Source organism: Vibrio sp. 10N.222.46.A1 (assembly GCF_041473595.1).
GTDB classification, from domain to species: domain Bacteria; phylum Pseudomonadota; class Gammaproteobacteria; order Enterobacterales; family Vibrionaceae; genus Vibrio; species Vibrio tasmaniensis_A.
In genome coordinates this window covers 1-1,333 of record NZ_JBFRSN010000824.1, presented here as the reverse complement: position 1 = coordinate 1,333, position 1,333 = coordinate 1, and the positions used below count along the sequence as shown (strand labels likewise).

Here is a 1,333-nt window from a genome sequence, read left to right as displayed (position 1 = left end):
TATATTAATTATGTCTAATAACAATAGCGCCAACATTAAAAACCCATTTATTTTCTTTAAAATCAGCACCTTAATTTGGTGCGTATTATATTTGTTATGTTAAATTGCAAGATTGAGAGGCCCATCACAAAAGCAAATAAGTTTAATAATTCTGGGTCACTTTTGAACGATTAGAGGGTTCAGCGATATTTCAGTTTGAACTCGGTCGTTTCGGTTTTTCTTAATTGAAAAGGATTTTGTATGAATTTGAAATCAGAATGTAGGGTTGATAACAAGGAAGTCGGTATCGCTTTTAGTCTTTCAGCAAACGCGAATAAAACGTTAACGCTATCGGCGAAAAGAGCAGAACGGGCCAAAAAGCGCGAAGGGAAACTTCGATTAGAAGATCATCTCAAACGTTTTCCCAATTGGTCGCTGTAACGAATGATATTGCCGTCTGAGATCTTATTTCAGATGGCCTCGAAGGTGGGCTGCCTTCACGATTGCAAAAAGCGCCGCAGAGGGGCGCAGGCCTGCGTAATATGCCTAACAAATTCAGGAGCCCTCTCTGGGGCGAAGTCCAAGGCTGTTTTTCTACTCAATTAAGCACGCTGGTTGAGTGGTGAAATAGAGTTACTTGGGAATACCAGACACCACACCCTTTGGATGTGCGCATTCTACTACAAGAATGCTCAAGCCAGTTTGTAGCACGGCTCTTGAAAGAGAGCCCATTGTTTTGCTTTTTTAAAAGAACAAAACAATGTCCTAAAAAGGAGTGTGAACGATGCAGATTATCTACGGACATTGTCGTACAGATGAGGCGGCGAATGTATTAGGCCACTTTGTTGAACAAGGGGATTTTGTCAGCGTCAAAGAACTGGGAACGGTCGGGCGTGAACACATGGCGTTTGCCGCCTTACTGTCTTTTACTGGACACCTTTCATTCCCTTTCTATTGGAAGGGTGTTCATTTTGTTGCGGTTCAAAAACAAGTTCAATCAGTTAACCGTCTCACTCTCCCAGCTTCAAAGAATGCTTGTAAAAAACGTTATCGGAAGCTTAAGAACACCATCATTAGCGCTCAAAATTGGAAGCAACATGTGAGTCGTAATCGCGGTTTGAAGTACGCGAAATCTTCTCTGTTTTCTTTATGATGCGTGCCTATACCTGTCGATTTTAACCTTTCTCCCCACGCGCCGTTTAATTTGCACGTTGCACGGTCTGCCTAGGACAACCTAACCCTTCTTCCCAGCTTCTCAGGCAAGGAGGTCTTTTACTCCATCATGACCAAACACTTGATAAATTTATCACTCAATAAGGATATTTATTATGAAAAAACGCACCCAGCGCACCCT

The 1,333-nt window shown here is 42.1% G+C and carries 2 protein-coding genes; both read left to right on the top strand.

Features of this window, described 5'->3' with window-relative positions; translation table 11 throughout:
• Nucleotides 1-240 precede the first annotated feature (240 nt).
• Nucleotides 241-420 carry a TraY domain-containing protein gene (locus AB4496_RS20580; RefSeq protein WP_016800598.1) on the top strand — a complete coding sequence of 60 codons (180 nt, stop codon included), beginning with the start codon at nt 241-243 and terminating at the stop codon, nt 418-420.
• Between the two features lie 343 nt (nt 421-763).
• A complete protein-coding gene (locus AB4496_RS20575) occupies nt 764-1,132 on the top strand; it encodes a hypothetical protein (protein WP_048660709.1) in 369 nt (122 codons plus the stop codon).
• Nucleotides 1,133-1,333: the final 201 nt, after the last annotated feature.

What these genes read in the sequence shown, in the direction of transcription:
- AB4496_RS20580 (WP_016800598.1), top strand. Translation starts at nt 241, where the DNA reads ATGAATTTGAAATCAGAATGTAGGGTTGATAACAAGGAAGTCGGTATC.
- AB4496_RS20575 (WP_048660709.1), top strand. Translation starts at nt 764, where the DNA reads ATGCAGATTATCTACGGACATTGTCGTACAGATGAGGCGGCGAATGTA.